General features: G+C 56.9%; 25 protein-coding genes and 1 tRNA gene. 14 read left to right on the top strand and 12 right to left on the bottom strand.

Annotated features, from left to right (window positions below; all coding sequences use genetic code 11):
* Positions 1–54: 54 nt before the first annotated feature.
* Positions 55–142, bottom strand: a tRNA-Ser gene (locus CWM53_RS04845).
* A 268-nt stretch (positions 143–410) separates the two neighbouring features.
* Here CWM53_RS04845 and ghrA point away from each other — a divergent pair.
* The 6 genes from ghrA to CWM53_RS04815 all read left to right on the top strand — a co-directional run bounded on the left by ghrA (position 411) and on the right by CWM53_RS04815 (position 4,678).
* On the top strand, positions 411–1,349 hold the full coding sequence (gene ghrA, locus CWM53_RS04840; protein ID WP_100675979.1) for a glyoxylate/hydroxypyruvate reductase GhrA: 939 nt from the start codon (positions 411–413) through the stop codon (positions 1,347–1,349).
* 88 nt (positions 1,350–1,437) lie between these two features.
* Entirely contained in the window at positions 1,438–2,175 is a 738-nt protein-coding gene (locus CWM53_RS04835) for a phosphatase (protein WP_061155101.1), read from the top strand.
* Positions 2,176–2,197: 22 nt separating this feature from the next.
* Positions 2,198–2,752 (top strand): molecular chaperone, encoded by a 555-nt coding sequence (locus CWM53_RS04830; RefSeq protein WP_074386351.1) that lies wholly within the window; start codon positions 2,198–2,200, stop codon positions 2,750–2,752.
* 103 nt (positions 2,753–2,855) lie between these two features.
* Positions 2,856–3,338, top strand: a complete 483-nt coding sequence (locus tag CWM53_RS04825) for a DUF1097 domain-containing protein (protein ID WP_074386350.1) — start codon at positions 2,856–2,858, stop codon at positions 3,336–3,338.
* Between the two features lie 152 nt (positions 3,339–3,490).
* On the top strand, positions 3,491–4,018 hold the full coding sequence (ymdB, locus tag CWM53_RS04820) for an O-acetyl-ADP-ribose deacetylase (protein ID WP_061155098.1): 528 nt from the start codon (positions 3,491–3,493) through the stop codon (positions 4,016–4,018).
* 66 nt (positions 4,019–4,084) lie between these two features.
* Positions 4,085–4,678, top strand: coding sequence for a TetR/AcrR family transcriptional regulator (locus tag CWM53_RS04815; RefSeq protein ID WP_074386349.1), 594 nt, complete (start codon positions 4,085–4,087; stop codon positions 4,676–4,678).
* A 34-nt stretch (positions 4,679–4,712) separates the two neighbouring features.
* On the opposite strand, the gene mdoC is transcribed toward CWM53_RS04815, so the two are convergent.
* A complete protein-coding gene (mdoC, locus tag CWM53_RS04810) occupies positions 4,713–5,873 on the bottom strand; it encodes a glucans biosynthesis protein MdoC (RefSeq protein WP_061155096.1) in 1,161 nt (386 codons plus the stop codon).
* Positions 5,874–6,124: 251 nt separating this feature from the next.
* On the opposite strand from mdoC, the gene mdoG reads away from it, so the two are divergent.
* The 3 genes from mdoG to CWM53_RS04790 all read left to right on the top strand — a co-directional run bounded on the left by mdoG (position 6,125) and on the right by CWM53_RS04790 (position 10,493).
* Entirely contained in the window at positions 6,125–7,678 is a 1,554-nt protein-coding gene (gene mdoG / locus CWM53_RS04800) for a glucans biosynthesis protein MdoG (RefSeq protein ID WP_012968580.1), read from the top strand.
* Complete coding sequence (gene mdoH / locus CWM53_RS04795) at positions 7,671–10,199, top strand: glucans biosynthesis glucosyltransferase MdoH (RefSeq protein WP_100632016.1); 2,529 nt, start codon at positions 7,671–7,673, stop codon at positions 10,197–10,199. Before mdoG ends, mdoH begins: the two co-directional genes overlap by 8 nt.
* 66 nt (positions 10,200–10,265) lie before the next feature.
* Positions 10,266–10,493: a YceK/YidQ family lipoprotein gene (locus tag CWM53_RS04790; RefSeq protein WP_074386347.1), complete on the top strand. Its 228-nt coding sequence runs from the start codon at positions 10,266–10,268 to the stop codon at positions 10,491–10,493.
* Here CWM53_RS04790 and CWM53_RS04785 read toward each other — a convergent pair whose 3' ends face one another.
* From CWM53_RS04785 to CWM53_RS04770, 3 genes are all read right to left on the bottom strand, one after another.
* On the bottom strand, positions 10,494–10,880 hold the full coding sequence (locus CWM53_RS04785) for a MysB family protein (RefSeq protein WP_012542251.1): 387 nt from the start codon (positions 10,878–10,880) through the stop codon (positions 10,494–10,496). It abuts the gene before it with no gap.
* A 91-nt stretch (positions 10,881–10,971) separates the two neighbouring features.
* Complete coding sequence (mdtG, locus tag CWM53_RS04780; RefSeq protein ID WP_100632017.1) at positions 10,972–12,210, bottom strand: multidrug efflux MFS transporter MdtG; 1,239 nt, start codon at positions 12,208–12,210, stop codon at positions 10,972–10,974.
* 170 nt (positions 12,211–12,380) lie between these two features.
* A complete protein-coding gene (locus CWM53_RS04770; protein ID WP_074386346.1) occupies positions 12,381–13,301 on the bottom strand; it encodes a Kdo(2)-lipid IV(A) acyltransferase in 921 nt (306 codons plus the stop codon).
* 205 nt (positions 13,302–13,506) lie between these two features.
* On the opposite strand from CWM53_RS04770, the gene CWM53_RS04765 reads away from it, so the two are divergent.
* On the top strand, positions 13,507–14,571 hold the full coding sequence (locus CWM53_RS04765) for a rhodanese-related sulfurtransferase (protein WP_074386345.1): 1,065 nt from the start codon (positions 13,507–13,509) through the stop codon (positions 14,569–14,571).
* Here CWM53_RS04765 and CWM53_RS04760 read toward each other — a convergent pair.
* From CWM53_RS04760 to mdtH, 7 genes are all read right to left on the bottom strand, one after another.
* Positions 14,557–14,670, bottom strand: a complete 114-nt coding sequence (locus CWM53_RS04760) for a DUF2770 family protein (RefSeq protein WP_002898988.1) — start codon at positions 14,668–14,670, stop codon at positions 14,557–14,559. The genes CWM53_RS04765 and CWM53_RS04760 overlap by 15 nt on opposite strands.
* Before the next feature lie 71 nt (positions 14,671–14,741).
* A complete protein-coding gene (gene solA / locus CWM53_RS04755) occupies positions 14,742–15,860 on the bottom strand; it encodes an N-methyl-L-tryptophan oxidase (protein WP_074386344.1) in 1,119 nt (372 codons plus the stop codon).
* Between the two features lie 126 nt (positions 15,861–15,986).
* Positions 15,987–16,241 carry a biofilm formation regulator BssS gene (gene bssS / locus CWM53_RS04750; RefSeq protein WP_008805969.1) on the bottom strand — a complete coding sequence of 85 codons (255 nt, stop codon included), beginning with the start codon at positions 16,239–16,241 and terminating at the stop codon, positions 15,987–15,989.
* Positions 16,242–16,545: 304 nt separating this feature from the next.
* Entirely contained in the window at positions 16,546–16,797 is a 252-nt protein-coding gene (gene dinI / locus CWM53_RS04740) for a DNA damage-inducible protein I (protein ID WP_002898994.1), read from the bottom strand.
* A 73-nt stretch (positions 16,798–16,870) separates the two neighbouring features.
* On the bottom strand, positions 16,871–17,917 hold the full coding sequence (gene pyrC, locus CWM53_RS04735) for a dihydroorotase (protein ID WP_074386343.1): 1,047 nt from the start codon (positions 17,915–17,917) through the stop codon (positions 16,871–16,873).
* A 125-nt stretch (positions 17,918–18,042) separates the two neighbouring features.
* A complete protein-coding gene (locus CWM53_RS04730; protein WP_074386342.1) occupies positions 18,043–18,603 on the bottom strand; it encodes a lipoprotein in 561 nt (186 codons plus the stop codon).
* 114 nt (positions 18,604–18,717) lie between these two features.
* Positions 18,718–19,926, bottom strand: a complete 1,209-nt coding sequence (gene mdtH, locus CWM53_RS04725; RefSeq protein WP_100730508.1) for a multidrug efflux MFS transporter MdtH — start codon at positions 19,924–19,926, stop codon at positions 18,718–18,720.
* A 228-nt stretch (positions 19,927–20,154) separates the two neighbouring features.
* On the opposite strand from mdtH, the gene rimJ reads away from it, so the two are divergent.
* The 4 genes from rimJ (at position 20,155) to murJ (ending at position 23,975) form a co-directional block, all read left to right on the top strand.
* The gene (gene rimJ, locus CWM53_RS04720) at positions 20,155–20,739 is read left to right on the top strand and encodes a ribosomal protein S5-alanine N-acetyltransferase (protein WP_008805973.1); all 585 of its coding nucleotides are present in this window, start codon (positions 20,155–20,157) and stop codon (positions 20,737–20,739) included.
* A gap of 9 nt (positions 20,740–20,748) precedes the next feature.
* Positions 20,749–21,402 carry a YceH family protein gene (locus CWM53_RS04715; RefSeq protein WP_074386340.1) on the top strand — a complete coding sequence of 218 codons (654 nt, stop codon included), beginning with the start codon at positions 20,749–20,751 and terminating at the stop codon, positions 21,400–21,402.
* A gap of 14 nt (positions 21,403–21,416) precedes the next feature.
* The gene (locus CWM53_RS04710) at positions 21,417–22,328 is read left to right on the top strand and encodes a Gfo/Idh/MocA family protein (protein ID WP_165784198.1); all 912 of its coding nucleotides are present in this window, start codon (positions 21,417–21,419) and stop codon (positions 22,326–22,328) included.
* 111 nt (positions 22,329–22,439) lie between these two features.
* Positions 22,440–23,975 carry a murein biosynthesis integral membrane protein MurJ gene (gene murJ / locus CWM53_RS04705; RefSeq protein ID WP_074386338.1) on the top strand — a complete coding sequence of 512 codons (1,536 nt, stop codon included), beginning with the start codon at positions 22,440–22,442 and terminating at the stop codon, positions 23,973–23,975.
* Positions 23,976–24,015 lie beyond the last annotated feature (40 nt).

The following is a 24,015-nucleotide window of genomic DNA, read 5'->3' as shown; positions in this document are numbered from 1 at the left end:
CGGAGAATATAAAAGAAAAAAGCCCGTACTTGCGTACGAGCTCTTCTTAAAATATGGCGGTGAGGGGGGGATTCGAACCCCCGATACGTTGCCGTATACACACTTTCCAGGCGTGCTCCTTCAGCCACTCGGACACCTCACCATATTGTCTTTCCCGTTGTTGTCGGGAACGGGCGCTAATGTAGGGAAATACGTATCGCCCGTCAATCAACTTTTTGCAAAAAAAGCGCGTTTAGACAAACTTCGAGCAACTTGCTCCTTAAACGCGCGAAATCCGTTTTTTTTGTCGCCAGTGCCTTTTCCCTTTTCGCTCGGGAGAATTTTGTTATGCTGGCAAACCAATAGAAAACAATGAGTAAAATAAGACGCCAGCGTCAATCGGCCAAAGGCGTCTGCTATCAGGAGCCCCTATGGAGATTATTTTTTACCATCAGACCTTTGATACCCCATTCTGGATCCGTGAGCTGGAAAAACAGTTACCCGGTGCGCGGGTGCGCGAGTGGAAAGCGGGTGACAACCAGCCGGCTGACTATGCCCTGGTCTGGCATCCGCCGGTAGAGATGCTGCAGGACCGGGCGCTGAAGGCCGTGTTTGCCCTCGGGGCGGGCGTGGACTCAATCCTGAGTAAGCTGCGCGACCATCCGGCTATGCTGCCGCTGTCGATTCCGCTGTTTCGCCTCGAAGATACCGGTATGGGACGGCAGATGCAGGAGTATGCCGTGAGCCAGGTGTTGCACTGGTTCCGCCGCTTTGATGACTATCAGGCGCTGAAGCTGGCTTCCCGCTGGCAGCCGCTGCCCGAGTATCGCGCCGACGAATTTACTGTCGGTATTATGGGCGCCGGCGTGCTGGGGGCGAAGGTCGCGGAAAGCTTGCAACCCTGGGGGTTCCCGCTTCGCGTCTGGAGCCGTAGCCGCAAATCCTGGCCACAGGTGCAGAGCTTCGCCGGTCAGGCCGAGCTGGGCGAATTCCTGCAGGGCACACGCGTGCTGATCAACCTGCTGCCGAATACCGCTGAAACCGCCGGTATTATTAACCAAACGCTGCTGGCGCAGCTGCCGGATGAGAGCTATGTCCTTAACCTTGCTCGCGGCGTGCATGTCGTTGAAGAGGATCTGCTGGCGGCGCTGAACAGCGGTAAGCTCAAAGGGGCGATGCTCGATGTCTTCAGTCGCGAACCGCTGCCGCAGGAGAGCCCGCTATGGGCGCATCCGCGGGTGGCCATGACCCCCCATGTGGCGGCAGTGACCCGTCCAATGGAAGCTATCACCTACATTGCGGGGACCATTAACCGGCTTGAGCGAGGGGAACCGGTAAGCGGTCAGGTTGACCGCCAGCGCGGTTATTAAGACGAGAGAACCCCGCCACGGCGGGGTTTTTGCTAATCAATAGCCCGGTTTCCTGCTATTCTTGCGGCAAACAGAAGAGGAGAATGTGATGTATCCCGTTGACCTGCACATGCATACCGTCGCCAGCACCCACGCCTACAGCACCCTGCACGATTATATTGCGGAAGCAAAGCGTAAAGGGATCAAACTCTTCGCCATCACCGACCATGGCCCGGATATGGCGGATGCCCCGCACTACTGGCACTTCGTTAATATGCGCATCTGGCCTCGCCTGGTAGACGGGGTGGGGATCCTGCGCGGTATTGAGTCGAATATTAAAAATATCGAAGGTGAGATCGACTGCTCCGGGCCGATGTTAACCTCGCTTGATCTGATCATCGCCGGATTCCATGAGCCGGTGTTCCCTCCGCAGGATCGTGACACCCATACGCAGGCGATGATCGCCGCGATGGCCAGCGGTAAGGTGCATATGATTAGCCATCCGGGTAATCCGAAATTCCCGGTGGATATCCCGGCTATTGCCGAAGCGGCGGCCCGCTATCAGGTGGCGCTGGAGATTAATAACTCCTCTTTTATTTCATCGCGCGTGGGCAGTGACGATAACTGCCGAGCTATCGCTGCGGCGGTGCGTGATGCCGGGGGATGGGTGGCGCTGGGCTCGGACTCTCACACTGCCTTTACCCTCGGGGAATTTACCGAATGCCGCAAGATCCTTGATGCGGTCGATTTCCCGGAGGAGAGGATCCTCAACGTTTCTCCGCGTCGCCTGCTCAACTTCCTCGAGTCGCGGGGCATGCCGGCGATCCCGGAATTTGCTGACCTTTAATTTGTATAACTGGAATAACTGAATGAACGAGTTTTCAATCCTCTGCCGCGTGCTGGGTTCGCTGTATTACCGTCAACCGCAGGACCCGCTGCTGGTGCCGCTGTTTACCCTGATCCGTGAGGGCAAACTGGCTGGCAGCTGGCCGCTTGAGCAGGATGAACTGCTGGCGCGTCTGCAGAAAAGTTGTGAGATGCAGTCCCTGGCGACGGACTATAATGCGCTGTTCGTCGGTGAAGCCTGCAGCGTGCCGCCGTACCGCAGCGCGTGGGTGGAGGGTTCCTCGGAAGCAGACGTTCGGGCTTTTATGAGCGAACACGGCATCCCGACAGGGGAAGGTCCGGCGGATCATCTCGGATCGCTGCTGCTGGCCGCCTCCTGGCTGGAAGATCATGCCACAGAAGACCAGAGCGAGACGCTGGAGCTCCTGTTTGCCGACTATATCCTGCCATGGTGCGGGACGATGCTGGGCAAAGTCGAAGCCCATGCCCACACGCCGTTCTGGCGCACCATGGCACCTTTGACCCGCGACGCTATCGCCGCGATGTGGGACGAGCTTCAGGAAGAAGATGAACAATAATATGTGATTTAAATCACTATTTGAATGCAACTGAAATTAGGTTCATTCATATACTGTGTTTTAGATCTCATTCTTCCGGCGCGTATCTGCTAGGATACGCGCCATGAACATACTCTTCGCAATCGCATTAACGACGGGCATTCTCTCCGGGATTTGGGGATGGGTGGCGGTCGCTCTCGGCCTGCTGAGCTGGGCCGGTTTCCTCGGCTGTACGGCCTATTTCGCCTGCCCGCAGGGCGGTCTGAAAGGTCTGGCTATCTCCTCATGCACAGTAATGAGCGGCGTGGTCTGGGCATTAGTGATTATCCACGGTAGCGCACTGGCCCCGCAGCTGCAGATCCTCAGCTATATGATGACCGGTATCGTCGCCTTCCTGATGTGCATTCAGGCGCGACAGACATTGCTGTCGTTTGTACCGGGCACCTTTATCGGCGCCTGCGCCACCTTCGCGGCAGAGGGCGACTGGCGCCTGGTGGTGCCTTCCCTGGCGTTGGGTCTGGTTTTTGGCTATGCCATGAAGAATAGTGGCCTGTGGCTGGCGGCCCGCGCGGGCAAACATAAATCGTTCGCTAATGACAACGCCTGACCGGCGAAACAACATGCTCAACAGGACCCTTAGGGTCCTGTTTTTTTTAGCTTCCCGTCGCCAGGGCTGAGGGATAATCTTGCTCCCGGGGGCGGGAATGCCCTAGTATCGGCAGAAAGCCGTATCCACGCGCTATGCCGACAGGAGGAGAAATGGCTGTTCAACCTGAGGTAATTCTCGGCGATATTACGACGCTTGATGTCGATGTGATTGTTAATGCGGCAAACCCCTCGCTGCTGGGCGGTGGCGGGGTGGATGGCGCGATCCACCGGGCGGCCGGTCCGGCGCTGCTGGCGGCTTGCAAACAGGTGTTGCAGCAGCAGGGCGAATGTCCCCCCGGTCACGCGGTGATCACTATTGCGGGCGATCTTCCCGCCAGCGCGGTGATCCACACCGTGGGCCCGGTTTGGCACGGCGGCGACCGCATGGAAGCGCAAACCCTGGCCGATGCTTACAAAAACAGTCTGCAGCTGGCCTCGGCAAACAACTATCGCTCCATTGCGTTTCCGGCGATCAGCACCGGCGTGTATGGCTATCCAAAAGAGGAAGCGGCGGAGATCGCCGTACGTACCGTCACCGCGTTTCTCACTCGCTATAACCCGCTTGAGCGCGTCCTGTTCGTCTGTTTTGACGAGGAAACGGCGGCTGTCTATCGTCGCCTGCTGGCGTCATACCCCTGATTCAACAGAATAGGCTATGATAACCGCCAGTATTGACGGGAATGATGGGTAGCAGGAGGGAGCAGGGTGTCAGAAGGAAAAGTACAGCAGAAGCAGCAGGCGCGCCGCGCGGAGATCGTCGCCGCTGCGCAAAGGTGTTTTGCTGAAAAGGGGCTGCACGGCGCCTCCGTCGCCGATATTGCCCGCGAGGCGGGCCTGAGCGTCGGTCAGCTGTATCGTATTTTTGCCAGCAAAGAGGCGATCATCGAAGCGATTGTCAGCGAAATCGTCAACGCCAGGGTCGGGGAGATGATCGATGAGAACCACAATCTGGCGCGCAAAGCGGCGGTGCTGGCCGGCAGGATCCCGACGTCGGCAGCCACCAAAAGCGATAATTATCTGCTGATGGAAATCAACGCCGAATCCTCGCGTAATCCACGCTTGCGTGAGATCATGGTGCAGGCCGATCTACGGTTGAAAGAGGAGGGAGGGCGTCTGTCGCAGCGCTACCATCCCGGGCTCAGCGATGCGCGGCGCAATGCCGCATCAGAGCTCATCGCTGTTCTGACGGAGGGGGCAGCCTACCGCTGTGAGCTGAACGCCTCCACCCCGGTCGATAAGGCGGATTTAGAAGCCCTGTATAATATGATTTTCGACCGGCTCTTTGACGAGCAAGGGTAATGCGACACGCCTGGCGTGCCGCACCCGCGGCAAATTAGCTGGCCGAAGCCGGGGTTTTGGCCGGTTTGTTCATCGGTTTACCGGAGAACAGGAAACGCAGCAGCGGAATGCGCAGGTGAATTTCATACAGGATCAGCGCGATACCCACCACAAAAACCAGCCCGACAATAAAGCCTAAGGTATTGGACTTGATGGCCGGGGTGATCCACGCCCCGTAGAGCAGCGTCAGCGGGTGGTGCACCAGGTAAATAAACAGCGAAGCATTGACGAAATAGGTTACGCGCGCCGACTGGAAGTTCAGCAGTCGATGGCCGAGCGAAAAGACCACATTGACCATCCACAGCCCCAACACCATAGTGATCACCGATTCGGTTTCGTACATCCAGCCGTCGCCGGACCCGTACTGCTGATTCAGTCTATAGGCGATAAACCCGAGCAGCGCTGCGGCGCAGCACCACGGCGACGGAGTGGTGAACATGGTCTTTAAGCGCGGGTTAATGAAAGTCTGTGCGCCCAGCACAAAGAAGGGCAGATAGAACAGCGTCTGCATCACAACGAAATTAAACAGACCATTGCTCAGCAGGGGCGGGTAGATCAGGAACAAGGACCGACGGATCAGCGCGTAAAAGACCCCCAGCGCAAGGAAAATCATCGTCAACTGGCCCATAGTGACAGTGTCACTGAAGGCGAGGCCGTGGCCAGCCGGGCGGCGTGTCAGCCATTTAAACAGCACCACCCCCAGCGAGGTCAGTACCACCAGAACCAGTAAAAACCACAGGTGGGAAATGAGCTCCCAGGCCAGGGTGTTAAATTTGTCGTATATGGAAAGGGTATGCCAGTTTTCCGCCTTGCCGTTGACGTACTGCAGCATAATAAACTGTGGCAGCGTCAGCAGCGGGATGGCGGTCAGCATCGGAATACCGACTCGTTCGACGCGCACTTTCCACCATTTTTTCAGCGGGTAGCGCAGAAATAGCATGTAGGAGAAATAGCCGGAGATGACGAAGAAGACCTGCATGCGAAAGGCATGGATGAAGTCATTAAACAGCGTCAACCACCACGAGGGTTCGGCGCTGTTGACATGCCAGCTGTGGCTGGAATAAATCAGCGAAATGTGGAAAGGGATCCCCAGCAGCATCAACCAGGCGCGGATGCTGTCGAAGAAATATTCACGCTGTACCGGAGTATTATTCATACGATTCACGACAATCTCAGATAATTCGTCTTATCACTCAAGGTGATAACGCTTACACTATCAGCAACCCTACATGAACTCGGGGTAACTGTCTCCAGGATAAGCACTCAAAGTGCAAACGGGACAGCGAACTGTTTATTCCCTGTGCCGCCAGGCTGAACAAAGCAGGGATTATGTTGTCGGATTGCCTGAGTTTCCATTAAAATAGATCGGATCGATTTAAGCACACAAAGGGGGAAGTGCTTACTTATATGAAACATAAACCACAGATGATGAAAATGCGTTGGTTAAGCGCAGCCGTAATGTTGTCCCTGTGTACTTCATCTGCATGGGCGTTTAGCATTGATGACGTTGCAAAAGAGGCCAAAACGTTAGCCGGGAAAGGCTATGAAGCGCCGAAGAGTAACCTGCCCTCCGCTTTCCGCGACATGAAATACGCGGACTACCAGCAAATTCAGTTTAATCACGATAAAGCTTACTGGAATAACCAGAAAACCCCATTCAAGCTTGAATTTTACCATCAGGGGATGTACTTCGACACGCCGGTCACCATCAATGAAGTGACGGCGACCAGCGTGCGCAAAATTAAATATAGTCCGGACTATTTTAACTTTGGTAACGTCCAGCACGATAAAGACACAGTGAAAGACCTCGGTTTCGCTGGCTTCAAAGTACTGTATCCGATCAACAGCAAAGATAAGAACGATGAAATCGTCAGCATGCTCGGTGCCAGCTACTTCCGCGTGCTGGGTCAGGGTCAGGTTTACGGTCTGTCCGCGCGTGGCCTGGCTATCGATACCGCGCTGCCGTCCGGCGAAGAGTTCCCGCGTTTTCGTGAGTTCTGGATCGAACGTCCAAAAGCCACTGACAAGCGTCTGACTATCTATGCGCTGCTGGATTCCCCACGGGCAACCGGCGCCTATCGCTTTGTCATCATGCCGGGACGCGACACCGTCGTGGACGTGCAGTCCAAAGTTTACCTGCGTGACAAAGTCGGCAAACTGGGTGTGGCGCCGCTGACCAGCATGTTCCTGTTCGGTTCCAACCAGCCTTCTCCGACGCTCAACTATCGTCCGGCGCTGCACGACTCCAATGGTCTGTCGATCCTGGCCGGTAACGGCGAGTGGATCTGGCGTCCGCTGAACAACCCGAAACATCTGGCTGTCAGCAGCTATGCGATGGAAAATCCGCAAGGGTTCGGCCTGCTGCAGCGCGGCCGTCAGTTCTCGCGCTTCGAGGATCTCGACGATCGTTATGACCTGCGTCCGAGCGCCTGGATCACCCCGAAAGGGGACTGGGGCAAAGGGAAAATCGAGCTGGTTGAAATCCCGACCAACGATGAAACGAACGATAATATCGTGACTTACTGGACGCCGGATCAGCTGCCGGAGCCGGGCAAGGAGATGAATTTCAAATACACCATCACCTTCAGCCGCGATGAAGACAAGCTGCATGCGCCAGATAACGCCTACGTTATGCAGACCCGCCGCTCTACCGGCGACGTGAAGCAGTCGAACCTGATCCGCCAGCCGGACGGCACGGTTGCCTTCATTGTCGACTTCACCGGCGCCGATATGAAGAAACTGCCAGCGGATACCCCGGTCGCTGCTCAGGCGAGCACCGGCGATAACGCGGAAATCGTTGAAAATACCGTGCGTTACAATCCAGTGACCAAAGGCTGGCGGATGATCCTGCGTTTGAAGGTCAAAGATCCGAAGAAAACGACGGAAATGCGTGCCGCACTGGTTAACGGTGATGACACGTTGAGCGAAACCTGGAGCTATCAGCTGCCTGCCAATGAATAAGATAACGAAGTACATTGACGCATTGCCGCTGTCGGACGCCGAGAAATCGGCGCTGCCGGACACCAGTCTGCAGGCCGTTCACCAGGCCCTGGATGACGAACATCGGCATTTCGCCCGCGAAGACGACGCCCCGTTAGGGTCAGTGAAGGCGCGGCTGGCGCACAGCTGGCCGGATTCTCTTTCTGGCGATCAGCTGGTGAAGGATGACGAAGGTCGTACCCAACTGCATGCTATGCCGAAAGCCAGGCGCTCCTCGATGATCCCGGACCCGTGGCGTACTAACCCGGTCGGCCGCTTCTGGGACCGTCTGCGCGGACGCGATGTCACGCCACGCTATCTCTCCCGCCTGACGCAAGAAGAGCGTGAGAGCGAGCAAAAATGGCGTACCGTCGGGAGCATTCGTCGCTACATCCTGCTGTTGTTGACGCTGTCGCAGACCGTGGTGGCCACCTGGTATATGAAAACCATTCTGCCTTATCAGGGCTGGGCGTTGATCAACCCGGCCGACATGGTGGGGCAGAACCTGTGGATCTCTTTCATGCAGCTGCTGCCGTATGTGTTGCAGAGCGGCATCCTGATCCTCTTCGCGGTGCTGTTCTGCTGGGTTTCCGCCGGCTTCTGGACCGCGTTAATGGGCTTTCTGCAACTATTGATTGGCCGCGACAAGTACAGTATTTCCGCCTCGACGGTCGGTGACGAACCGTTGAACCCGGCGCACCGTACGGCGCTTATTATGCCGATCTGTAACGAAGACGTTGATCGCGTTTTCGCCGGGCTGCGGGCGACGTGGGAGTCGGTGAAAGCGACCGGTAACGCTGCTCATTTCGACGTCTATATTCTCAGCGACAGCTATAACCCCGATATCTGTGTGGCTGAGCAAAAGGCGTGGATGGAGCTGATTGCTGAAGTGCAGGGCGAAGGGCAGATTTTCTACCGTCGTCGTCGTCGTCGCGTGAAGCGTAAGAGCGGCAACATCGATGATTTCTGCCGCCGCTGGGGCAGCCAGTACAGCTATATGGTGGTGCTGGACGCAGACTCCGTGATGACCGGCGAGTGTCTGAGCAGCCTGGTGCGCCTGATGGAAGCGAACCCGAACGCCGGGATCATCCAGTCATCCCCGCGCGCCTCGGGCATGGACACGCTGTATGCGCGTTGCCAGCAGTTTGCCACCCGGGTGTACGGTCCGCTGTTTACGGCGGGTCTGCACTTCTGGCAGCTGGGGGAGTCCCACTACTGGGGACACAATGCCATTATCCGCGTGAAGCCGTTCATTGAGCACTGCGCGCTGGCGCCGCTGCCGGGCGAGGGTAACTTTGCCGGGTCGATCCTGTCGCACGACTTCGTCGAAGCCGCGCTAATGCGCCGTGCCGGCTGGGGGGTGTGGATTGCCTATGATCTGCCGGGCTCCTATGAGGAGCTGCCGCCGAACCTGCTGGACGAGCTGAAACGCGACCGTCGCTGGTGTCAGGGCAACCTGATGAACTTCCGCCTGTTCCTCGTCAGAGGGATGCACCCGGTTCACCGGGCGGTATTCCTCACCGGCGTAATGTCGTACCTGTCAGCGCCGCTATGGTTTATGTTCCTTGCCCTGTCGACGGCGCTGCAGGTGGTGCATGCCCTGACCGAGCCGCAGTACTTCCTGCAGCCGCGTCAGCTGTTCCCGGTGTGGCCGCAGTGGCGTCCGGAGCTGGCCATCGCGCTGTTCGCTTCGACCATGGTGCTGCTGTTCCTGCCGAAGCTGCTGAGTATTATTCTGGTGTGGTGTAAAGGGCCGAAAGAGTACGGCGGGTTTATCCGCGTCACGCTCTCTCTGCTGCTGGAGGTCCTGTTCTCGGTCCTGCTGGCGCCGGTTCGCATGCTGTTTCACACCGTCTTCGTGGTCAGCGCCTTCCTCGGCTGGGAAGTGGTGTGGAATTCGCCGCAGCGTGATGATGACTCCACACCGTGGGGAGAAGCCTTTATGCGTCACGGCTCGCAGCTGCTGCTGGGGCTGGTGTGGGCAGTCGGAATGGCATGGCTGGATCTGCGCTTCCTGTTCTGGCTGGCGCCGATCGTCGTCTCGCTGATCCTGTCGCCGTTCGTGTCGGCGATCTCCAGCCGGGCGACCGTGGGCCTGCGCAGCAAGCGCTGGAAGCTGTTCCTGATCCCGGAAGAGTATTCGCCGCCGCAGGTGCTCAAGGATACCGACGCGTACCTGACGCTGAACCGTCAGCGTTCACTGGACGATGGCTTTATGCACGCGGTATTCAATCCGTCGTTTAACGCCCTCGCCACGGCGATGGCCACCGCGCGCCATCGTCATGGTCATATCCTTGAGATCGCTCGCGAGCGCCACGTTGAGCAGGCGCTGAATGAAACGCCGGATAAGCTGAACCGCGATCGTCGACTGGTGCTGTTGAGCGACCCGGTGACCATGTCGCGTCTGCACTATCGCGTCTGGGCCGCGCCGGAGAAATATTCATCGTGGGTCAACGCCTATCAGCAGTTAGCGCTTAACCCGCTGGCGCTGAAAACGAAATAAGCCGTACGTAAAGGAAAATACCGGCAGCGATGCCGGTATTTTTTTATCTGAAACACGAGGTTGTGGATGCGAATACTACCGATCATTGCCATGGTGCTGCTGCTGAGCGGCTGCGGCAGCATTATCAGCCGGACGGTGCCCGGGCAGGGGCATGGCAATCAATATTACCCGGGCGTGCAGTGGGACGTTCGCGACTCGGCATGGCGCTATCTCACCGTTCTGGACCTGCCGTTCTCGCTGGTGTTCGATACGCTGCTGTTGCCGCTGGACGCCAGCCACGGGCCCTATAACTGATTAACGCTCGTCCCACTCGTCTGCTGCCGTCTGTCCCTCTTCGGTATCCAGCGAGGGTTCGAGCTGGAATTCGCCTTCATCCCACTCATGAAGCGTATTTTCTTCCAACCACTCCTGGCGTAGCTCTATCTCATCATAATCCCCGTCGAAGACGCTCTGCGCCGCTTCGCCGCTGAGCATCGGTAAACATTCACCTTGTTCGTCTTCGTCAGCAAAAAATTCGGCCTGCCATGCGATATCACCATCCTGCAGCACATACTTTTGAATATTGAGCTGCTCAACGTTAGCGCTCTCTTCATCGCTGTCAGGATTATTGGCGAGAAATTCTTCGCGTGCTGCATCAATAGCTTCTTCGAGCGTGGCATAGAACATCGAATCCTTTGGCATAGCGAATCTCCTGAGAAGAATATGAATTGAACACGATTCAATCTATAGAAGGCGGTAGCCATGGCGTCAAGGGGCAGGGCCCCTCTGGACATTAATTTACTGAATGGCGGTCAGGCTGCGAGTCTTCCGCGGCAGGTCGGCGCAAGCTGAGGGTCGAGTAAATGGCGTTAAACAACACCACGCCAGCGGTGACCAGGAATACCGCGCGGAAGCCGTAGTTGGCGGACACCGAGGCGCCTATCAGGGGGCCGGTAACGTTGCCAATATCGCGGAACGACTGGTTATAGCTAAAGATGCGCCCGGAGATCTGGCTGGTGGAATTATACACCAGCAGGGTTTGCACCGCCGGCAGCAGTGCCCCGTCTGCGGCGCCGAGCAGGAAACGCAGGATACCCAGCTGCAGTGGAGTCTGAACGAACGACATCGGGATCAGCAGCAGCACCGAGATAATCAGCGCGACGATGAGGATCTTTTCCGGTCCGATACGATCCCCGAGCCTGCCCAGACGAGGAGCGCTCATCAGCGCGGCTATTCCCGGCACCGAGGCGATCATCCCGCTAATAAAGGCGATGTTACTGACGTTGCCGGCCAGGTCGCGCACGTAAAGCGTCAGAATCGGCGCAATCGAACCGGTGGCCACCTGGATTATCAGCGAGGTCACAAACAGGCTGAGCACCAGTTTGGGATTCTGTAGCGAGGAGAAAACCTCTCTGGCACTGAGCATCTCTTTTTTGGCGATCGGCACAAAATTTTCGCGGATTAAAAACAGGGTAAACAGAAAACAAATGAACAGCACCGCCGCGGTCATAAAGAAGACGGTACGCAAGCCCCAGTGGTCGGCCAGAAAGCCGCCCGCCAGTGGGCCGAGCAGGGCGCCGCTCACCGCGCCGGTTGACAACGTACCCAGCGCCCAGCCGCTTTTATGGCGCGGGATCTGCGTCGCAATCAGGGCGTTGGCGTTAGGAATAAAGCCGCCCAGCAGGCCGAGCAGCGCACGCAATAGCAAAAACTGCCAGATATTCTGTGCCATCCCCATCAGCATCATGACTACGGACATTCCGAGGGCGGAACGCAGCAGCATAATTTTTCGTCCTTTGCGGTCAGCAAGACCGCCCCAGAACGGTGAGGCAATGGCGGAGAAGAGGAAGGTGATACTAAAGACCAGCCCGGACCACATGTTCAGCGCGCTATGCCCGGTGACCCCGAGCTGTTCGACATAGAGTGGCAGAAAGGGCATGACCAGACTGAAGGCGGCGCCAGTTAAAAAGCAGCCGAGCCAGGTCACGGTCAGATTTTGTTTCCAGTTAATGGGGGTATCAGCAGAGGACATAGGGTTCCACTGGCCTGCGCGGCAGGTCAAATTAAGAGAAAATATGAGCCTGCTAATTATGCGCCTGGGAAATAAATGCCGCAATGGAGGAGAGCTTTTAAAGCTAAAGCAGAGCCTAAAGCATGAGCGAGAAGCGCATTCCCGGCCACATGCGCGGCCGGGAAAAGGGATCAGTAGCGGGAGGGCATGCCCTCGGGGCGGGTTTTGAAGCGGCGGTGGAGCCACATATATTGTTCCGGGGCCATCATGATGCACTGCTCAACGATCTTGTTCATCCAGGCGGCCGTGGTTTCCGCGTCGTCCAGCGGCGGGGAACACTCTGGCGGCAGGATAATCAGTTCATAACCTTTACCATCCGGTTTGCGACGCGGGACGAAGGGGACGATGCAGGCTTTGGACATTTTCGCCAGCATCCAGGTGCCGGAGGTGGTCGCCGCCTGGTCGACGGCAAACAGCGGGGCAAAGACGCTGGCGGTCGGGCCGTAATCGTGATCCGGCGCGTACCACACCACTTCACCTTTTTTCAGCGCCCGGATCATCCCTTTCAGATCCTTACGGTCAATCATGTCCTTATTTGAGCGCAAGCGGCCCCAGGTCTGCAGCCAGTCGATCACCGGGTTGTCGTTGGGACGGTAGACGCCAATTCCCGGCTCGTTCATACCGAACATTCGCGCGCCCATCTCGAGGGTCAGGAAGTGAATACCGATCAGCAGAATGCCGCGCTGCTGCGCCTGCACATCGCGGATATGCTCAAAGCCGATGGTGTCGGTCCAGTGGGCGATACGACGAACCGGCCAGAACCAGGCCATCCCCGTCTCCATCAGTCCCATACCCACTGATTCAAAATTCATCACCACCATTCGGTGACGTTCCTGCTCGCTTTTCTCTGGGAAGCAGAGTTCAAGGTTGCGGTAGGCTATCTTCGCCCGACGCTTCATAAAGCGCATGGCCAGTCGGCCGATGGCATTTCCCAGGCGGTAAATCAGCGGATAGGGCAGTTGGACAACCAGCCACAGCAGGCCAATACCCAGCCACAGCAGCCAATAGCGCGGATGCAACAGCGCCGGAGAAAATTTAGGCAAATGAGTCATTTCATACCCGTATCAGTGAGCAACGTCTTATATTATCGCATTTTTTTACCGGCCAGCCAAAGGCGGCGACAGTCAGCTCGCTTTGTTAAGCGGGGCGCGACCGGGTGAGAAAAATGTAGCGTAAAATGTAGGGATGTAAATTAATAAGCTTTGCTATATCATGCCCGCCGTTTATTCCCTCATTTCTATGTCGAGCAGGTACACCATGCCAGTGTTACACAACCGCATTTCAAATGAGACGTTAAAGGCGCAAATGCTGGCTGAGACCGAGCCGCGCACGACGATCTCATTCTATAAATATTTCACCATTGTCGACCCGCAGGCCACTCGCGATGCGTTATGGGTTGCCTTAACGCAGCTGAAGGTCTTTGGTCGTATTTATCTGGCCCGGGAAGGGATCAACGCGCAAATCAGCGTGCCGGAAAGCAATGTTGAAGCGCTGCGTGAGTTTCTGTATGGCTTCGATCCGGCGCTGGCGGGGCTGCGGTTCAATATCGCCCTGGAGGACGATGGGAAATCGTTCTGGGTGCTGCGCCTGAAAGTGCGCGACCGTATTGTTGCCGATGGTATCGACGATCCTTCTTTCGATGCTTCCAATGTGGGGGATTATCTCAAGGCGGCGGACGTCAATGCCATGCTTGACGATCCGGATGCGGTATTTATCGATATGCGTAACCACTATGAATATGAAGTGGGCCATTTCGAAAACGCGCTGGAGATCCCGGCGGACACCTTCCGCGATCAGTTGCCGAAAGCCGTCGACATGATGCAGGACCACAAAGACAAGAAAATTGTCATGTATTGCACCGGCGGTATTCGCTGTGAAAAAGCCAGCGCCTGGATGAAGCATAACGGTTTCAATCAGGTCTGGCACATCGAGGGTGGGATTATTGAGTACGCCCGCCGCGCCCGTGAGCAGGGGCTGCCGGTCCGTTTTATTGGCAAAAACTTTGTCTTTGATGAGCGGATGGGCGAGCGGATCTCCGATGACGTCATCGCGCACTGTCACCAGTGTGGCGTGCCGTGCGACACCCATACCAATTGTCTGAATGATGGCTGCCATCTGCTGTTTATTCAGTGCCCGAGCTGCGCTGAGAAGTTTGCCGGTTGCTGTAGCGAAGCCTGCATGGAAGAGCATAAGCTGCCGGAAGAAGAGCAGCGCCAGCTGCGCGCCGGACGCGAAAACGGCAATAAAATCTTTAACAAATCGCGTGGCCGACTGAATACCAAACTCGGGATCCCCGAGCCTGAGTCGTCAGAAAAACCATAACCAGACGAGATCGATGATCGCCAGCAGCAGCCAGAGCGCAAGGTAGATCATAAAGTGCTCGCGCACGTTGTTGACCAGCATATTAAACAGGCGACGCATAACCATTCTCAATGACTAACGGCCTCGACAGAGGCCGTTTTTTTCCCCGGCGGCAAGCGTGCCGCATTCCATTATGAGCTAAAGCGCGCCAGCGAGAAGGGCGTCAGGTTAAAGGTCGACGTCTGTCCCTGAGCAAACTGACTGGCAATTTCTCCCAGCACCGGCGCAAACTTAAAGCCGTGGCCGCTCAGACCGGTGATCAGCAGTGTGTCAGGTCTGCCTGGGAGCGTATCGATGATAAAATCCTCATCGACCGTGTTGTCATAGGTGCAGGAGGCGCCGTGCAGACAGCCGCCGATCCCGGGCAGGACGTTACGTAAAAACGGAAAGGATTCGGAACCATCGCTGCCGACGGCGCCAAACGCCGATCGTTCCTGCGGCGTGGTGATAGGCTGGCCGCCGTTATGCTTGCCGATCTTTAGCTCATTATCTTCCGCCGGGAAACCGTAGTATTGATCGCCGTTGGGCAACTCGCCGGTGAACGCCGGAAAATGATTCTTGCTGCTGTAACGACCATCGGCCTGGAACCAGGCGAAGACCTTGCGTACCGGCTGAACAGGAAGCTCCGGAAGCAGGCGGGTGACCCAGGTGCCGGCGCTGATCAGCAATTTCTTTCCGTGATATTCACCGTCAAGGGTATCAATGGTGACTCCGTCTGCATGGTGATGAATGGCCGAGACCGGGCAGTTGAATAGCTGCGCGCAGCCTGCTTCCCGTGCCAGACGGATCCAGGTCTCGACAGCCAGCTCACTGCGCAGTACGCCGGAAGCCGGTTCGAAAATCGCCCGATAGTCGTCGGGAAGGCGTATCTCCGGCCAGCGCTGCATGACGGCCTGAGCATCTAACTCTTCGACCTCAAGTTTGAACGCCCTGGCGCTGGCGGCGACGTTGGCCAGGAAAGGAGAGCTGGCGGGGCCGAGGTTAATGACGCCGGTGCGTTCAAAAACCGCTTCGCCACTGATTTCAGCCAGTTCATCCCACAGCTGCTGGGCGCGCAGCACTAGCGGAACATATTTTTCACCTTCGCCATAAGCGTGACGGATAAGACGGCTACTGCCATGATGGCTGCCCTCCTGATGGGGAGGCTGGTGGGCATCGGTCATCAGAACATTGAGTCCGGCACGACGCGCATAATAGCCAGCGGCGGCGCCGACCGATCCGCTGCCGATAATGATAAGATCGTATTGCATGGTGAGTTCCGGGTAATTGCCTTATTAGCAGGGTAATTAACTCCCTTCGCTTATACAAGCCCGAAAATAATTCAGGCACCCGCAGGTGCCTGTTAAGACTATTGTTAAGTCATTCCATGTATCGCGTTAATGTCTGCGGTACTCGTTTTCCTGGTATTCGCCAGATTCAATCTTCGCAATGCCTGCTTCCAGGATTGAAATAAATTGACGTGCGACGTCCGTCGTTAGCCATAGCGTCTGGCCAATTTCAGCATCATGACTGTTTTCTTGAGTGGGGTTCTGGTAGTGCAGGCGCAACATCAGCGCATCGTAGCTATCAACGGTGCTGATGTCCCATCCAACGAGGGGATGGGTCTGAATGACTTCATTATTTTTTTCCATCATAACCCCTTATTCATATGTTAAAAGACAACAATTCTCGAGGTTTAATGCATGTTTTTTGAAGCAAGTTAATTATATCAGGGATCAAGAATAAACTCGAGAAATTAAATGAAAGGCAGCATGATTTTCTTGTTTTCGCCGCTTTTTTACGCAAGATAAGCGTGAGAAATGGCCATTTTAGTCGATATTAAGCAGAATAATCAGGAATATTCTGAACATGAGGCGGGGATAAAAAAGCCGGGGCGACCCGGCAAAGAAAAGCACAATGAGGGAGCAAACCAGAGTAACTGGATCCCGCCATGCTTCAGGAGAGATCGTGGACAAACCAGTCGTCCGCGCTTTCCCAGGTTTCCTGCAGGATTTCGCTTATCCGGTCTTTGTCTTCTTTCAGGGCGCCGAACACCGAGAGCTGGTTGCCGGTCGCGTAGCGCACGCTCACCTGACTGTCGATGGCCGGGAATTGCTCGGCGATACGCCGGGAGAGTTCGTTATTCAGCGCTTCCAGCGCGCCGTTGGGTAAGGCGGTCGTTTTGGCGATAGACACTTCGATGCGCATAATTGCCCCCTGTGTTTGATACTGGTTATTTATACAGTATCTGGTGAGCATTGACAACAGGGGGCTACGTTTTTTATCGCTTCATCGTCCAGCGAACGGTTTCACCCGCCAGGAACGGGACCAGGCTATCATTGGGCAGCGCAATGCTGTCAACGACGGTGGTCTCTTCACGCACCAGCTCAACATAGCTTTCATTGACCGGCAGACCGTAGAAGCGCGGGCCGTTCAGCGAGCAGAAGGCTTCAAAGTGCTGCAGAGCGTTCATTTCTTCAAAAACGGTGGCGTAGCTGCCGAGGGCGGTCGGGGCGTTGAAGCAGCCGGCGCAGCCGCAGCTGGCTTCCTTACGATGGCGGGCGTGCGGCGCGGAGTCGGTGCCAAGGAAGGCGCGGCTAAAGCCGCTGGCGACCAGTTCGCGCAGCGCCTGCTGATGAATATTGCGCTTGAGCACCGGCAGGCAGTACAGGTGAGGACGAATACCGCCCACCAGCATATGGTTGCGGTTAAACATCAGATGCTGCGGGGTGATGGTGGCCGCTAATAACTCATTGCCGTCACGTACATACTCGGCGGCATCTTTAGTGGTGATATGTTCAAAAACCACCTTCAGGCCGGGCAGGCGCTGACGCAGGGGTTCCATTACCGTCTCAATAAAGCGCGCTTCACGATCGAAAATATCAATCTCGGCGTGGGTCACTTCGCCGTGAACCAGCAGCGGCATGCCCAGTTTTTCCATCCGCTCCAGCACCGGCATAATGGCATCGGTGCTGGTGACACCGTGGCTGGAGTTGGTGGTGGCGTTGGCCGGGTAGAGTTTGGCGGCGGTGAACACGCCTTCGTTAAAGCCGCGCTCCAGCTCCGCCGGGTCGAGAGAGTCTGTCAGATAGCAGGTCATCAACGGGGTAAAATCGTGCCCGGCCGGGACGGCGTCCATAATGCGCTGGCGATAGGCGATAGCCGCCGCGACGGTGGTGACAGGCGGCACCAGATTCGGCATCACGATCGCCCGGCCATAAAACTCACTGGTGTAAGGCACGACGGTTTTCAGCATATCGTCATCACGCAGATGGATATGCCAGTCGTCTGGGCGGCGGATTTTCAATACCTGGGGTTGTGCTGTCATGGAAGGCTCCGGCTAATAGGTTCAGTCATCAGGGCTGTTTTTTGCCGGGCACTAAGGATAAGCGTAAACGTTTTCCTTTGCACTCATTTCCGTAAAAAATTCAGGGCGCCGTAGCGCCCTGGAGATTAATTGGTAAAGGGGATGACAATTTCGCCCGGTTTCACCTCTATGCCCTTGGCATATTTCTTCGCCAGCGCTTCGCCGGTGCTGGCGTCTTCACGCAGGACATAGGCCGGTTGCTGGCTGAAGTAGCTGCGCAGCGACTGATTCAGATAGGGGAGCAGAGCCTGAATCACCGACTGCAGTTTCTCAGGTGCCACTTTGGCATCGACCACCTCCATTTCCTGCAGGAAGATAGCGCCTTTGTCTCTGTCAAAGGTTGGTAGCGCTTTGAGCTTCAGATCGATCGTCGCTTTCTGCGTCCCGAACAGGGAGTTCAGATCGACGTTGGCGACCCCGGTCAGCGTGACTTTGCCCGGCTCTTCACGGCCAATAGCGCTGGTCAGGTTCTGCAGTTCAATATGAGCGTCGGCAACGCCTTTCAGACCAATATCTTTGGTGAAATGGTTACGCTTCTGCAGCGCCTGGTTTATCTCCTGCTCGCTTACCGTGTATTGGGTCAACTGGTTACAGCCGCTCAGCAGACCGCTGACAATCAGCGCCGCGGCGATCAATATCTTTTTCATGGGGTTCCTCAAGCTCGTACCATCATTCATCCTGACACAAAGCATCATGACCTGTCAGCACCCTTCATGCCAGCAGAATAGGCTGAAAGGCAGGAGAAACCACGGACGTACGGTCTAGGTACGCGGCTCCAGCATGCCGGAGGCAGAGCGTTTCGGACTGAATTGCCACCACAGGGCAAGGAAGGTGATAAAGCCGATGGCGCCGAGCATCAGCCACGGCAGTTCGGGTTGGCCCGCGGCTTTCCCGGCATCAAACAGCCAGCCGCCGCCCGCGTAACCCAGTGCGCCGCCGAAGGCGAGTCCCAGGCGGCTGAACCCCATATAGCTGCCGCGTGCCCGGGCATCTGCCAGCGAGGCGCCCAGCGTCTCCCTGGCCGGTTCCGCGATGATTGAACCGATGTAAAACAGGCAGATCAGGGTAAATAACTGCTGCAAACTGCTGGTCATGCCAATCGGCAGCATCGCCAGCGTCATCACCAGCAGACCAGCCATCAGCCGGTGCTCAAGGCGGTAGCGTTTCTCGCTCCAGCGGGCAATGGGATAGAGCAGGGTCAGCGAAATGGTGGCTTCGATAGCGTACATCCACTTCACGGCGGCCGGCGAACCGGCGATGTCGTTTACCATGATCGGCAGCATCAGCATCACCTGCACCGCCAGCATGTAATAGCCCGTCAGCGTCAGGACATAGGTGACGAAGCGTTTGTCCCGCAGCACCCTGCCCAGCCCCTCACGGACTGGCGTTTTCACCGTCGACAGTTTCCATGCTGGCAGATACCAGGCGTTAAACGCCGCGCAAGCGATAAACAGCGCAGCCCCGCCGCTGCACACCAGGCGGAAGTCATACTGTAGCAGCCAACTGCCCAGCAAGGCGCCAATCACCGCGCCGGCGCTGTCCTGCATCATCAGGAGGGAGAAAAAGCGGCCGCGCTGATGCGGGCGCACTAGTTTGACCACCAGCGCGGCCCGCGGCGGATCGAACAGCGTCCCGCCGAGCCCGGAGAGAATGCACGATAACCACAACACCCACGGCTCATGGGCGACGGCCATCGCCGCGAAACCGCCGGCGCGCATCAGCATGCCGGTGACAATCATGGGTTTGGCGCCGAAGCGGTCGGCGATGGCGCCGCCAAAAATACCTAATCCCTGCTGCACCAGCTGGCGCAGGCCGAGCGCAATGCCGACCATCAGCGCTGCCCAGCCCATCTGATCGACAAAGCGGATGGAGATCAGCGGAAAGACGACAAAAAAGCCCAGCACGACCAGCATGTTATCGACTAACAGGAAATATTTACCCAGGCTCCTTGCCTGCGAGACGCGGGACATTTCCCCTCCAGGGAAAAATAGAGATAAGCGAGGATATTCTGCGGGCAATCTGCTGCTTTTCCCAGCACCCTTGCGACAATATTTTTTTATCAAAAAGCAAGATCGATTGAGCCTATTCATCGAAAAGAGGAGATGGCGCAGAAAATGGTATGTTGCTGTTTTCACACTATCGTGCAGGACAGGTATAGTGATGAGAGCAAGATTGAAGTCAGGGGGACTGAAAAGGAAATGTTTGGCTATCGCAGTAACGTGCCGAAGGTGCGTTTGACGACGGACCGGCTGGTGGTGCGCCTGGTCCACGATCGTGACGCCTGGCGTCTGGCCGATTATTACGCCGAGAATAAAGTATTCTTAAAACCCTGGGAGCCGGTACGTGACGACAGCCACTGCTACCCCTCCGGGTGGCAGGCGCGCCTGTCGATGATCGGCGAGTTTCATAAGCAGGGGTCAGCCTTTTATTTCGCGCTGCTCGATGCGGAGGAAAAAGAGATCGTTGGCGTGGCGAATTTCTCCAACGTGGTTCGCGGATCATTCCATGCCTGTTATCTCGGCTACTCCATTGGCGAAAAGTGGCAAGGGCAGGGGCTGATGTTTGAAGCGCTGACCGCCGCGATTCGCTATATGCAGCGCACGCAGCATATTCATCGCATTATGGCCAACTATATGCCGCATAATCAGCGCAGCGGCGCATTGCTGGCACGGTTGGGGTTCGAAAAAGAGGGTTACGCCAAAGATTATCTGCTGATTGACGGGCAGTGGCGTGACCATGTACTGACGGCGCTAACGACGCCGGACTGGTCAGCAGGGCGCTAAGGAGAGAGGATGAAATATCAGTTAACCGCGCACGAAGCGCGCGTCATTGGCTGTCTGCTGGAAAAGCAGGTCACCACGCCCGAGCAGTACCCGCTGTCGGTGAACGCCGTGGTGACCGCCTGCAATCAGAAAACCAACCGCGAGCCTGTGATGTCGCTGAGCGAAGGCGAGGTCCAGACGCTGCTGGATACCCTGGTGAAGCGCCACTATCTGCGCACGGTCAGCGGGTTTGGCAATCGGGTCACCAAATATGAGCAGCGTTTTTGCAACTCCGAATTTGGCGATCTGAAACTCAACGCCGGCGAGGTGGCGGTGGTGACGACGCTGCTGCTGCGCGGCGCCCAGACGCCGGGTGAATTACGCAGCCGGGCGCAGCGGATGCATGAGTTCAGCGATATGGCGGAAGTGGAAAGCGTGCTGGAAGGGCTGGCGACACGCGAAGATGGCCCCTTTGTCGCTCGTCTGCCCCGGGAGCCGGGGAAACGGGAAAGCCGCTATATGCATCTGTTTTGCGATGACATGGACACGCTGATCACCACGGTGGAAGCACTCTCGCCGCTGGAAGACGATGACGATCTGCGCGCCCGGGTTGAAGCACTGGAAGGCGAGGTGGCAGAGTTGAAAGCGCGCCTTGACTCGCTGTTACACCATCTGGGGGACTAAACGTGGGGACAAGACTGCGCATTGGGGTGGTTGGCTTAGGGGGCATCGCGCAGAAAGCGTGGTTGCCGGTGTTAGGCGCTGCGGAAAGCTGGACGCTGCAGGCGGCCTGGTCGCCAGGAAAAGAGAAGGCGTTGCGCATCTGCGAAACCTGGCGGATCCCGTATGCTGATTCGCTGGATGCCCTGGCGGCGCAGTGTGATGCGGTCTTTGTCCATACGTCGACGGCTTCACATTATGAAGTGGTGAATCACTTGCTGAATGCCGGGGTTCATGTTTGTGTGGATAAACCGCTGGCGGACAAACTGAGCGAGGCGGAAGCGCTGGTCGAGCTGGCTGTCCGGCGTCATCTGACGCTGATGGTCGGTTTCAATCGCCGCTTTGCGCCACTCTATCGCGAACTGAAGGGGCGGCTGGGCGAGGCGGCCTCGCTGCGAATGGATAAGCACCGTAGCGATAGCGTAGGCAACGATCTGCGCTTTACCCTTCTCGATGATTATCTGCACGTGGTAGATACCGCGTTGTGGCTGGCTGACGGCCAGGCGCGCCTGCGCGGCGGCGCGCTGCAGATCACCCCGCAGGGCGAAATGCTCTATGCCGAACACCAGTTCAGTTCATCCAGGCTGCAGGTCACCACCAGCATGCACCGCCGTGCCGGAAGCCAGCGTGAGTGGGTGCAGGCGGTCACCGATGGCGGGTTATATGCGGTGAGCGAGATGCGCGAGTGGCAGGAGGAGTGTGGTCTTGGCGTGGTCCAGCGCCCGGTGGCAGGCTGGCAAACCACGCTCGAGCAGCGCGGTTTTGTCGGCTGTGCGCGTCATTTCATCGAATGCGTGCAAAATCAGACGGTTCCGGAAACCGCAGGCGAACAGGCGCTGCTGGCTCAGCGGGTGGTCGATAAGCTCTGGCGTGACGCCATCAGCGAATAATCCGTTGTAACAACTGACTGTAGTAATTCATATTGAACCCGGTAGACTATCGCCACTTTCCAGCGCCCGCATTTGCGGGCGTTTTACTCCAGGGTTTGGAATAATAACGTAATGAATCTTTTAAAATCACTGGCGGCCGTCAGTTCGATGACCATGTTTTCGCGCGTGCTGGGCTTTGCCCGCGATGCGATTGTCGCGCGCATTTTTGGCGCCGGGATGGCGACCGATGCCTTTTTTGTCGCCTTCAAGCTGCCTAATCTGCTGCGGCGTATTTTTGCCGAAGGCGCCTTCTCGCAGGCATTTGTACCGATCCTTGCCGAATATAAAAGCAAACAGGGCGAAGATGCCACCCGGGTATTTGTCTCTTACGTCTCCGGATTGCTGACCCTGGCCCTGGCGATCGTCACCGTTATCGGGATGCTGGCGGCGCCGTGGGTGATCACCATTACAGCGCCCGGATTTGCCGATACCGCCGATAAATTTGCGCTGACCACCCAGCTGCTGCGCATTACCTTCCCCTATATTTTGCTGATCTCCCTGGCTTCACTGGTGGGCGCTATCCTCAATACCTGGAACCGCTTCTCGGTGCCGGCCTTTGCACCGACATTCCTCAACGTCAGCATGATTGGCTTTGCGCTGTTTGCCGCGCCGTACTTCCATCCGCCGGTGCTGGCGCTGGCCTGGGCGGTGACGGTCGGCGGCGTGCTGCAGCTGGCCTATCAGCTGCCGCATCTGAAGAAGATTGGCATGCTGGTTCTGCCCAGAATTAATTTGAAAGATGCTGGTGCAATGCGGGTTGTGAAGCAGATGGGGCCGGCAATCCTTGGCGTGTCGGTGAGCCAGATCTCCCTTATCATCAATACCATCTTCGCTTCGTTTCTCGTGTCGGGGTCGGTGTCGTGGATGTACTATGCCGACCGTCTGATGGAGTTTCCGTCAGGTGTCCTGGGCGTGGCGCTCGGCACCATTCTGCTGCCGTCATTGTCGAAAAGCTTCGCCAGCGGTAACCATGACGAGTATTGCCGCCTGATGGACTGGGGGCTGCGACTTTGCTTCCTGCTGGCGTTGCCGAGCGCGGTGGCGCTGGGGATCCTCGCCAAGCCGCTGACCGTGGCCCTGTTCCAGTACGGTAAATTCAGCGCCTTTGATGCGGCGATGACCCAGCGTGCGCTGGTGGCCTATTCCGTGGGGTTGATGGGTCTTATCGTGGTGAAAGTACTGGCGCCTGGCTTCTATTCTCGTCAGAACATCAAAACGCCGGTCAAGATTGCCATTGTCACCCTGATGATGACCCAGGTGATGAACCTGGCGTTTATCGGCCCACTCAAGCATGCGGGTTTGTCGCTGTCCATCGGCCTGGCGGCTTGTCTCAATGCCGCGCTGCTGTACTGGCAACTGCGTAAACAGAAAATTTTCACTCCACAGCCCGGCTGGCTAGCCTTCCTGTTGCGCTTGATCGCGGCGGTGGTGGTGATGGCCGCCGCGCTGCTGGGCGTCATGCATCTCATGCCGGAGTGGTCTCAGGGGACGATGCCGTTCCGTCTGATGCGCCTGCTGGTGGTGGTGGTCGCCGGAGTGGTGGCTTATTTCGCCACGCTGCTGGTGTTGGGTTTCCGCGTAAAAGAGTTTGCCCGTCGCACAGCGTAAGCCATTGCGAGGGAAAGAGGAAACCCGCTTCGCCTCAGGC

The organism is Klebsiella sp. A-Nf5 (genome assembly GCF_002810545.1).
GTDB classification, from domain to species: domain Bacteria; phylum Pseudomonadota; class Gammaproteobacteria; order Enterobacterales; family Enterobacteriaceae; genus Klebsiella; species Klebsiella variicola.
Note: the sequence above shows the minus strand (reverse complement) of the source record. Positions and strands in the feature narration are given on the sequence as shown.

What these genes read in the sequence shown, in the direction of transcription:
- ghrA (WP_100675979.1), top strand. Translation starts at nt 411, where the DNA reads ATGGAGATTATTTTTTACCATCAGACCTTTGATACCCCATTCTGGATC.
- CWM53_RS04835 (WP_061155101.1), top strand. Translation starts at nt 1,438, where the DNA reads ATGTATCCCGTTGACCTGCACATGCATACCGTCGCCAGCACCCACGCC.
- CWM53_RS04830 (WP_074386351.1), top strand. Translation starts at nt 2,198, where the DNA reads ATGAACGAGTTTTCAATCCTCTGCCGCGTGCTGGGTTCGCTGTATTAC.
- CWM53_RS04825 (WP_074386350.1), top strand. Translation starts at nt 2,856, where the DNA reads ATGAACATACTCTTCGCAATCGCATTAACGACGGGCATTCTCTCCGGG.
- ymdB (WP_061155098.1), top strand. Translation starts at nt 3,491, where the DNA reads ATGGCTGTTCAACCTGAGGTAATTCTCGGCGATATTACGACGCTTGAT.
- mdoC (WP_061155096.1), bottom strand. Translation starts at nt 5,873, where the DNA reads ATGAATAATACTCCGGTACAGCGTGAATATTTCTTCGACAGCATCCGC.
- mdoG (WP_012968580.1), top strand. Translation starts at nt 6,125, where the DNA reads ATGAAACATAAACCACAGATGATGAAAATGCGTTGGTTAAGCGCAGCC.
- mdoH (WP_100632016.1), top strand. Translation starts at nt 7,671, where the DNA reads ATGAATAAGATAACGAAGTACATTGACGCATTGCCGCTGTCGGACGCC.
- CWM53_RS04790 (WP_074386347.1), top strand. Translation starts at nt 10,266, where the DNA reads ATGCGAATACTACCGATCATTGCCATGGTGCTGCTGCTGAGCGGCTGC.
- CWM53_RS04785 (WP_012542251.1), bottom strand. Translation starts at nt 10,880, where the DNA reads ATGCCAAAGGATTCGATGTTCTATGCCACGCTCGAAGAAGCTATTGAT.
- mdtG (WP_100632017.1), bottom strand. Translation starts at nt 12,210, where the DNA reads ATGTCCTCTGCTGATACCCCCATTAACTGGAAACAAAATCTGACCGTG.
- CWM53_RS04770 (WP_074386346.1), bottom strand. Translation starts at nt 13,301, where the DNA reads ATGACTCATTTGCCTAAATTTTCTCCGGCGCTGTTGCATCCGCGCTAT.
- CWM53_RS04765 (WP_074386345.1), top strand. Translation starts at nt 13,507, where the DNA reads ATGCCAGTGTTACACAACCGCATTTCAAATGAGACGTTAAAGGCGCAA.
- CWM53_RS04760 (WP_002898988.1), bottom strand. Translation starts at nt 14,670, where the DNA reads ATGCGTCGCCTGTTTAATATGCTGGTCAACAACGTGCGCGAGCACTTT.
- solA (WP_074386344.1), bottom strand. Translation starts at nt 15,860, where the DNA reads ATGCAATACGATCTTATCATTATCGGCAGCGGATCGGTCGGCGCCGCC.
- bssS (WP_008805969.1), bottom strand. Translation starts at nt 16,241, where the DNA reads ATGGAAAAAAATAATGAAGTCATTCAGACCCATCCCCTCGTTGGATGG.
- dinI (WP_002898994.1), bottom strand. Translation starts at nt 16,797, where the DNA reads ATGCGCATCGAAGTGTCTATCGCCAAAACGACCGCCTTACCCAACGGC.
- pyrC (WP_074386343.1), bottom strand. Translation starts at nt 17,917, where the DNA reads ATGACAGCACAACCCCAGGTATTGAAAATCCGCCGCCCAGACGACTGG.
- CWM53_RS04730 (WP_074386342.1), bottom strand. Translation starts at nt 18,603, where the DNA reads ATGAAAAAGATATTGATCGCCGCGGCGCTGATTGTCAGCGGTCTGCTG.
- mdtH (WP_100730508.1), bottom strand. Translation starts at nt 19,926, where the DNA reads ATGTCCCGCGTCTCGCAGGCAAGGAGCCTGGGTAAATATTTCCTGTTA.
- rimJ (WP_008805973.1), top strand. Translation starts at nt 20,155, where the DNA reads ATGTTTGGCTATCGCAGTAACGTGCCGAAGGTGCGTTTGACGACGGAC.
- CWM53_RS04715 (WP_074386340.1), top strand. Translation starts at nt 20,749, where the DNA reads ATGAAATATCAGTTAACCGCGCACGAAGCGCGCGTCATTGGCTGTCTG.
- murJ (WP_074386338.1), top strand. Translation starts at nt 22,440, where the DNA reads ATGAATCTTTTAAAATCACTGGCGGCCGTCAGTTCGATGACCATGTTT.